Consider the following 7427-nt stretch of genomic DNA (forward strand, 5'->3'; position numbering starts at 1 on the left):
ATGACCATTATTGAAACGGCAACCGCGCCACAGGCGCAACAGCGGACCAGCGCACTGCTGGACGTTAAAGACCTCCGCGTGACGTTTAAAACCCCCGACGGTGATGTGACTGCCGTTAACGATCTCAACTTCGACTTGCGTGCCGGTGAAACGCTGGGCATTGTGGGCGAATCCGGTTCCGGTAAATCCCAGACCGCATTCGCACTGATGGGCCTGCTGGCGTCAAACGGCGTGATAGGTGGTTCGGCGACGTTTAACGGGAAAGAGATCCTGAACTTGCCGGAACATGAGCTGAACAAGCTGCGCGCCGAGCAGATTTCAATGATTTTCCAGGATCCGATGACCTCCCTGAACCCCTATATGCGGGTGGGTGAACAGCTGATGGAAGTGCTGATGCTCCACAAGGGGCTGGGCAAAGCCGAAGCGTTTGAAGAGTCCGTCAAAATGCTGGATGCGGTGAAAATGCCTGAGGCACGCAAGCGCATGCGCATGTATCCGCACGAATTCTCCGGCGGTATGCGCCAGCGCGTCATGATCGCGATGGCATTGCTTTGCCGGCCAAAACTGCTGATCGCTGATGAACCAACCACCGCTCTCGACGTGACCGTCCAGGCGCAGATCATGACGTTGCTGAACGAGCTGAAGCGTGAGTTCAACACCGCCATCATCATGATCACCCACGATTTAGGCGTCGTTGCCGGGATCTGCGACAAAGTGTTAGTCATGTATGCAGGCCGCACGATGGAATACGGTAATGCCCGCGATGTGTTCTACCAGCCAGCCCACCCGTACTCTATCGGGCTGCTGAATGCCGTACCGCGCCTCGATGCGGAAGGGGAGTCGCTGCTGACTATCCCGGGCAACCCGCCAAACCTGCTGCGTTTGCCAAAAGGCTGCCCGTTCCAGCCACGCTGTCCGCATGCGATGGAAATCTGTAACAGCGCACCGCCGCTGGAAGCGTTTGCCCCAGGCCGTCTACGCGCCTGCTTTAAGCCGCTGGAGGAGCTGGTATGAACGCAATCGACGAAAAAAGAAATGTGCTGCTCGAAATCGCTGACCTGAAGGTCCATTTCGATATCAAAGACGGTAAACAGTGGTTCTGGCAGCCTGCCAAAACCCTGAAAGCGGTGGATGGCGTCACGCTACGCCTGTACGAAGGGGAGACCCTGGGCGTGGTGGGCGAATCCGGCTGCGGCAAGTCGACATTTGCGCGTGCGATCATCGGCCTGGTGAAAGCCACCGACGGGAAAGTGGCCTGGCTTGGCAAAGATCTGCTGGGGATGAAGCCGGATGAATGGCGCAATGTTCGCAGTGATATCCAGATGATTTTCCAGGATCCTCTGGCGTCCCTGAATCCGCGTATGACCATTGGCGAAATCATTGCCGAGCCGCTGCGCACCTATCATCCGAAGATGCCGCGCCAGGAAGTTCGCGATCGGGTGAAAGCGATGATGCTGAAGGTGGGTCTGTTGCCTAACCTCATCAACCGCTACCCTCACGAGTTTTCCGGCGGTCAGTGCCAGCGTATCGGTATCGCACGCGCGTTGATCCTTGAACCGAAACTGATTATCTGTGATGAGCCGGTTTCGGCGCTGGACGTTTCCATCCAGGCCCAGGTGGTTAACCTGCTACAGAAACTGCAACGGGAAATGGGGCTGTCGCTGATCTTCATCGCCCACGATCTGGCGGTGGTAAAACACATTTCAGACCGTGTGCTGGTCATGTATCTGGGCCACGCCGTGGAGTTGGGCACGTATGATGAGGTGTACCATAATCCGCTGCACCCTTATACCAAAGCGCTGATGTCTGCGGTTCCCGTTCCGGATCCCGATCTGGAAAAAAATAAAACCATTCAGCTTCTGGAAGGTGAACTGCCTTCGCCAATCAACCCGCCTTCAGGCTGCGTATTCCGTACGCGATGCCCAATAGCCGGGCCGGAATGTGCAAAAACACGGCCGGTTCTGGAGGGCAGTTTCCGACATGCGGTTTCCTGCCTGAAAGTAGACCCGTTATAATCGCAAGGGCTGACATGATGTCAGCCCTTATTTTTTCGAGGTTAATGTGTCGCGATTATTCACGTCGGCCCGTCAGCGGCTTTATCACCTTTTATTTGATCCAGAAACGGTTTCCGGTCGCCGTTTCGAGGGTCTGTGTGGCTTATTTGCGCTGATTAGCGTCATTATTATCTTTATCGAATCCGGTGCCGGAACGCAGTACCACATGACGTATGAGGAGTGGCACGTTTTTGTCTGGCTGGAATTGATCGTCACGCTGGTGTTTACCGCAGAGTATGTGCTGAGGGTCATTAGCTGGCCAAATCCGGCGAAATACGTTTTCAGCTTCTGGGGATTTATTGATTTAGCCACTATCCTGCCGCTGTATGTCATGTGGCTGTGGCCTGAGATCAGCCTGAATTATGTGTTTGCCTGGCGCGCAATGCGGGCGATTCGTGTGTTACGAATTCTGAAGCTGCTGCGCTTTATGCCGTCGCTGAGGGTTTTTTGGGTCGCCATTGTCAGCGCCCGCCACCAGCTTATTCTCTTCTATTCGTTTATTGCTATCGTGATGATCGTTTTTGGCTCCCTGATGTATTTAATCGAAGGGCCAAAATACGGGTTTACCACGCTTAATGCGTCGGTTTACTGGGCTATCGTCACGGTGACCACCGTGGGCTATGGCGATATTACACCGCATACGCCGCTCGGACGTATTGTGGCATCGGTTCTTATCCTGATCGGTTATTCGGTGATAGCGATACCGACGGGGCTAATTACCACCCATATGAGCAGCGCCTTCCAGAACAGCAAGCAGCAACGCAAATGTCCGAATTGTCAGCAGGGAAATCATGAACCCGGGGCGCGGTTTTGTCACCGCTGTGGAAATGCCTTGCCGGATTAAATAAAAAAGGCTGCGCGGGCAGCCTTTTTTATTATTCGCGCCAGAGAATATGGCACAGCTTATGGTCTTTCTCGCGGCACAGCAGGACGCGGGCAAAGATGTCGTTAATTTCTCCGCCGTCTTCATCTGCCAGGCCAATTACCACCTCAGCGAAGAAGTCCGGGTTGAGATCAAAATCGACGTGTTCGGCCCAGTCTTCAGACGGATCGAACAGCTCAGCACCGCCACGCTCTTCAAATTGCAGGTTGAAAAGAATGACGTCAGCAGGGTCGAGATTATCGACCGCCAGCTCGAGAAAAATATCGTAGGCCTGTTCGAGCGTTTCGTCTTCGGTCAGGCGATTGTTCAGATCCATTTCCATGATGACTACCTGTTAAACATCGTTGGGCACGTTTTACAGCAACGGACTAAAGAAGTAAAACAGTCGTTCGGCAATTCGCTGCCACAGCGGACGTTTCGCCCACAGTCTGGCGTCCAGCAGGCGTGAGCGGGAGATATAATCATCCTGAACCGCCGCCAGATCGCCGCCGAAACCGGCGTCATCAATGACCAGCGTAATTTCAAAATTTAGCCACAGACTGCGCATATCGAGGTTGACGGTACCCACCAGGCTCAGCTCTCCGTCTACCAGCACGCTCTTGGTGTGTAACAGACCGCCTTCGAACTGATAGATTTTAACGCCCGCGGCCAGCAGCTCACTAAAGAACGCGCGACTTGCCCACCCGACCAGCAGCGAATCGTTCTTGCGCGGCATAATAATGCTCACATCCACTCCGCGCTGTGCCGCTGTACAGATGGCGTGCAGAAGGTCGTCGCTGGGGACGAAATAGGGCGTGGTCATGATCAGATATTCCCGCGCGGAGTACGCGGCGGTAAGCAGTGCCTGATGGATCAGATCTTCCGGGAAGCCAGGACCGGAGGCGATAGTGTGGATAGTGTGCCCGCTGGCTTCCTCAAACGGCATGATATTGCCATCCGGCGGCGGGGGAAGAATGCGTTTACCGGTTTCAATTTCCCAGTCGCACGAATAGACGATGCCCATAGAGGTTGCCACCGGGCCTTCCATGCGAGCCATCAAATCGATCCATTGCCCCACGCCAGAATCCTGTTTAAAGAAGCGGGGGTCGACCATGTTCATGCTGCCGGTGTAGGCGATATAGTTATCGATCAGGACCATTTTCCGGTGCTGACGAAGATCCATGCGGCGCAGAAAGACGCGCATAAGATTCACTTTCAGCGCCTCGACCACCTCGATACCGGCGTTGCGCATCATGCCTGCCCACGGGCTACGGAAAAAGGCCACGCTGCCGGCGGAGTCCAGCATCAGGCGGCAGTGGATACCGCGACGTGCAGCGGCCATCAGCGATTCGGCGACCTGGTCCGCCATGCCGCCCGGCTGCCAGATATAAAACACCATCTCGATATTATGCCGGGCGAGCTGGATATCACGGATCAGCGCCTGCATCACGTCATCGGAAGAGGTCATCAGTTGCAGCTGATTGCCTTTTACCCCAGCAATGCCCTGGCGGCGTTCGCACAGCTTGAACAAAGATGCGGCCACGCTGCTGTTCTCTTCGGCGAAGATATGCTTGCAGGCTTTAAGGTCGGCAAGCCATTTTGCCGTGGAGGGCCACATGGCACGGGCGCGTTCGGCCCGGCGTTTACCCAGATGAAGTTCACCGAAAGAGAGATAGGCGATGATGCCCACCAGCGGCAGAATGTAGATAATCAGAAGCCAGGCCATGGCGGAAGGTACCGCTCTGCGTTTCATCAGAATGCGCAACGTCACCCCGGCAATTAACAGCCAGTATCCTAAAATGACCAGCCAACTCACCACGGTGTAGAAGGTTGTCATAAATAAAAAATCCTTTTGAAAGCGTATTGTTATGAGTTTACGCATCAGGATTCATCTGGCAAATAAAAACGGCAGATAAAAGCGCTGGTTTGCCGCCTGCTTAAGCATATAATGGCATCTCTGTTAGAGAAAGAGTTGTAGACATGAAGCGCAGTAGAACTGAAGTAGGGCGCTGGCGCATGTTGCGACAGGTGAGTCGTCGTAAGGCTCGTTGGCTGGAAGCACAATCCCGCCGCAATATGCGTATCCACGCCATCAGAAAATGTGGCCTGAACAGACACCGTAACGCGCTGCTGTTCGCGGTCCAGGATATCTGAAAAGCATGAGGGGCACCGTAAAGGTGCCCATTAAACATCCAGACTATCAATTTTTGCAGTCTCCTCCCGTCTGCTTTCCACGATATACTACGTCCCCATAACGTCATGATATTAAAAGATGAATCCTTATCTCTGGATTTTTATTGCACTTTTGGCGCTGGATGCGCTCAGGGAAGGTTTAGGACTTTCGTCATTTTCCTCATTGGCAGATTATGTTTTTGCGTGGGGAATACATTGGCTTTATTAAAGGAAAAAAGGATGAACGTAAAAGTGATGGCAGCACTCTTCGGGATTGCAATATTAAGCGGTTGTGCCAGTAGCAAAACCTCACCCGAACGGCACGCGTTTTATTTCGTGTCGCATCAGTCCAGCTTTACTGGCGGCAATTACACCTCCAGCGTGCAGAAAAATTATCACCTGAACGTAGCGCAGTTCCGCGAGCTTTATGCCCGGGGCAAAGCTGACCGTGCGGAAGGGCGGACTCAGGCTGAAGCCAGTGAATACGCGCAAAGCATTCGCGATCAGCTGAAAGAAAATGCGAAGTCGCAGGAATTGTACGCAGGCAACGCGAAGGATAAATGGTCTTCGGACATGGACAGTAAAGACGCCATATTATTTGGTAACGAACTGGCCGCGACTTATCTTGATGGCTATAACGGCGTACAATAGCGCAACTGATTCAGGGGATACCGTTATTACCGGTATCCCCGCTGTTTTTGAGCAAAAGGAGTGAGACGTGTTTGCGGAGTTTGGTGTACTGAATTTCTGGACCTATGTTGTCGGCGCATTTTTTATCGTGCTGGTTCCAGGACCGAACACCTTGTTTGTGCTGAAAACAGGGATTGGCCACGGCGTTAAGAAAGGCTATCTGGCAGCCACCGGTGTGTTTATTGGTGATGCCGTGCTGATGTTTCTGGCCTGGGCGGGCGTCGCCGCGTTGATCCAGACCACTCCGGTATTATTTAATATTGTCCGCTATCTTGGGGCGTTTTATCTGCTGTGGCTCGGCGGAAAAATGCTCTGGTCCGTTATGACACGTCAAAAAAATGCGCACGTAAGTAGCGCCGAACCGGCAAGCGCGATCCTTAAGCGTTCGCTGGTGCTGAGCCTGACGAACCCGAAAGCGATTCTCTTTTACGTATCGTTCTTCGTGCAGTTCATTGATGTCAATGCGAAGAATACCGGCACGTCGTTCCTGATCCTCGCCACAACGCTTGAGCTGATCAGCTTCATGTACATGAGCTTCCTGATTTTCTCAGGCGCGTTTGTCACGCGTTACCTGAAAACCAAAAAGAAACTGGCGAAGCTGGGGAATGGGTTGATAGGCCTGCTGTTTGTTGGATTTGCGGCGAGGCTGGCGTCGCTGCACTGAATGAAGAAAAGGCTCCCGAGGGAGCCTTTCGTTTCAGAACACTTTTTTATACGGGCGAACCGTGACTTTCTCGTACACGCCGGCTGCGACGTACGGGTCTGCTTCTGCCCAGGCCTGCGCGGCTTCCAGAGATTCAAACTCGGCAATCACCGTGGAGCCGGTAAAACCCGCTGCTCCCGGATCGTTGCTGTCAACGGCAGGCATCGGGCCTGCGGTCAGCAACCGACCTTCATCCTGTAGCAGCTGTAAACGCGCCAGATGGGCAGGGCGAACGGAAAGACGTTTTTCCAGAGAATCAGGTACATCTTCAGCGTAAATCACATAAAGCACGGCAAAGCTCCTTAACCGGTAAAAGTGACATTTACGTTATGTGAAAGCACAAATGACTGCAATGTAAAGATAATAACAATGTTAAAACCCTGATCTGGATGCCCCTTTTTTGCCCTCATATACGCTTAAATTGCGCCAGGACAAAGTGTCTTATTGAATATGATTGCTATTTGCATTTAAAATCGAGGTTCGGTTTTTTAACGTTGATGATTATGACTTCGATGACCCTTGATTTACCTCGCCGCTTTCCATGGCCGACGCTGCTTTCCGTCGTTATTCACGGTGCTGTCGTGGCGGGTCTGCTCTATACCTCGGTTCATCAGGTTATTGAAATGCCAGCGCCAGCGCAGCCAATTTCTGTGACCATGGTATCGCCCGCGGATCTTGAACCGCCGCAGGTTGCGCCGCCGCCGCCACAGCCCGTTGTTGAACCCGAGCCGGAACCCGAGCCGATTCCTGAACCGCCAAAAGAAGCGCCGGTGGTGATCCATAAGCCAGAGCCGAAACCTAAGCCGAAGCCAAAACCCAAGCCGGTCAAAAAGGTGGAAGAGCGTCCGAAACGCGAAGTGCGTCCGGTTGAGCCACGCGCCACGCAGCCGGTTGAAAATGCCGCCCCGTCACGTCCGCTGATGAATAACACCACGACCGCGACAAA

At 53.4% G+C, this 7427-nt stretch carries 11 protein-coding genes; 8 read left to right on the forward strand and 3 right to left on the reverse strand.

Going from position 1 to position 7427, the window contains the following annotated elements:
- Genes ACOTX2_RS06595 through ACOTX2_RS06605 form a run of 3 tightly spaced genes read left to right on the forward strand, consistent with a single transcriptional unit; the run spans position 1 to position 2898 of the window.
- Positions 1-1014 (forward strand): ABC transporter ATP-binding protein, encoded by a 1014-nt coding sequence (locus ACOTX2_RS06595; RefSeq protein WP_017384234.1) that lies wholly within the window; start codon positions 1-3, stop codon positions 1012-1014.
- The gene (gene oppF, locus ACOTX2_RS06600) at positions 1011-2015 is read left to right on the forward strand and encodes a murein tripeptide/oligopeptide ABC transporter ATP-binding protein OppF (protein WP_022648351.1); all 1005 of its coding nucleotides are present in this window, start codon (positions 1011-1013) and stop codon (positions 2013-2015) included. Before ACOTX2_RS06595 ends, oppF begins: the two co-directional genes overlap by 4 nt.
- Before the next feature lie 46 nt (positions 2016-2061).
- Positions 2062-2898: an ion transporter gene (locus ACOTX2_RS06605; RefSeq protein ID WP_003856745.1), complete on the forward strand. Its 837-nt coding sequence runs from the start codon at positions 2062-2064 to the stop codon at positions 2896-2898.
- 31 nt (positions 2899-2929) lie between these two features.
- Here the strand turns inward: ACOTX2_RS06605 and ACOTX2_RS06610 are convergent, their stop codons facing one another.
- Positions 2930-3259 (reverse strand): HI1450 family dsDNA-mimic protein, encoded by a 330-nt coding sequence (locus ACOTX2_RS06610; protein WP_006810881.1) that lies wholly within the window; start codon positions 3257-3259, stop codon positions 2930-2932.
- Between the two features lie 33 nt (positions 3260-3292).
- Positions 3293-4753 carry a cardiolipin synthase gene (gene cls, locus ACOTX2_RS06615; protein WP_022648349.1) on the reverse strand — a complete coding sequence of 487 codons (1461 nt, stop codon included), beginning with the start codon at positions 4751-4753 and terminating at the stop codon, positions 3293-3295.
- Positions 4754-4896: 143 nt separating this feature from the next.
- Here cls and ACOTX2_RS06620 point away from each other — a divergent pair, with 143 nt between their 5' ends.
- The 4 genes from ACOTX2_RS06620 to leuE all read left to right on the forward strand — a co-directional run bounded on the left by ACOTX2_RS06620 (position 4897) and on the right by leuE (position 6442).
- A complete protein-coding gene (locus tag ACOTX2_RS06620; RefSeq protein WP_017384232.1) occupies positions 4897-5070 on the forward strand; it encodes a YciY family protein in 174 nt (57 codons plus the stop codon).
- 118 nt (positions 5071-5188) lie between these two features.
- Positions 5189-5317 carry a KPN_01571 family protein gene (locus ACOTX2_RS06625; RefSeq protein ID WP_209662595.1) on the forward strand — a complete coding sequence of 43 codons (129 nt, stop codon included), beginning with the start codon at positions 5189-5191 and terminating at the stop codon, positions 5315-5317.
- An 11-nt stretch (positions 5318-5328) separates the two neighbouring features.
- Positions 5329-5739, forward strand: coding sequence for an Exc2 family lipoprotein (locus ACOTX2_RS06630; protein ID WP_023300275.1), 411 nt, complete (start codon positions 5329-5331; stop codon positions 5737-5739).
- 67 nt (positions 5740-5806) lie between these two features.
- Complete coding sequence (gene leuE, locus ACOTX2_RS06635) at positions 5807-6442, forward strand: leucine efflux protein LeuE (RefSeq protein ID WP_063147217.1); 636 nt, start codon at positions 5807-5809, stop codon at positions 6440-6442.
- A gap of 33 nt (positions 6443-6475) precedes the next feature.
- Here leuE and ACOTX2_RS06640 read toward each other — a convergent pair whose 3' ends face one another.
- Positions 6476-6772 (reverse strand): YciI family protein, encoded by a 297-nt coding sequence (locus ACOTX2_RS06640; protein ID WP_003856755.1) that lies wholly within the window; start codon positions 6770-6772, stop codon positions 6476-6478.
- A 221-nt stretch (positions 6773-6993) separates the two neighbouring features.
- Between ACOTX2_RS06640 and ACOTX2_RS06645 the strand changes: the two genes are divergently transcribed.
- Positions 6994-7427 (forward strand): TonB N-terminal domain-containing protein (locus tag ACOTX2_RS06645; RefSeq protein WP_421625906.1); only part of this gene is annotated, 434 nt, incomplete at its 3' end.

Source organism: Enterobacter cloacae complex sp. IR5412, from assembly GCF_049237385.1.
Taxonomy (GTDB): domain Bacteria; phylum Pseudomonadota; class Gammaproteobacteria; order Enterobacterales; family Enterobacteriaceae; genus Enterobacter; species Enterobacter intestinihominis.

Excerpts from the sequence above, each read along its gene's own strand:
- ACOTX2_RS06595 (WP_017384234.1), top strand. The coding sequence starts at position 1 with ATGACCATTATTGAAACGGCAACCGCGCCACAGGCGCAACAGCGGACC.
- oppF (WP_022648351.1), top strand. The coding sequence starts at position 1,011 with ATGAACGCAATCGACGAAAAAAGAAATGTGCTGCTCGAAATCGCTGAC.
- ACOTX2_RS06610 (WP_006810881.1), bottom strand. The coding sequence starts at position 3,259 with ATGGAAATGGATCTGAACAATCGCCTGACCGAAGACGAAACGCTCGAA.
- cls (WP_022648349.1), bottom strand. The coding sequence starts at position 4,753 with ATGACAACCTTCTACACCGTGGTGAGTTGGCTGGTCATTTTAGGATAC.
- ACOTX2_RS06620 (WP_017384232.1), top strand. The coding sequence starts at position 4,897 with ATGAAGCGCAGTAGAACTGAAGTAGGGCGCTGGCGCATGTTGCGACAG.
- ACOTX2_RS06625 (WP_209662595.1), top strand. The coding sequence starts at position 5,189 with ATGAATCCTTATCTCTGGATTTTTATTGCACTTTTGGCGCTGGATGCG.
- ACOTX2_RS06630 (WP_023300275.1), top strand. The coding sequence starts at position 5,329 with ATGAACGTAAAAGTGATGGCAGCACTCTTCGGGATTGCAATATTAAGC.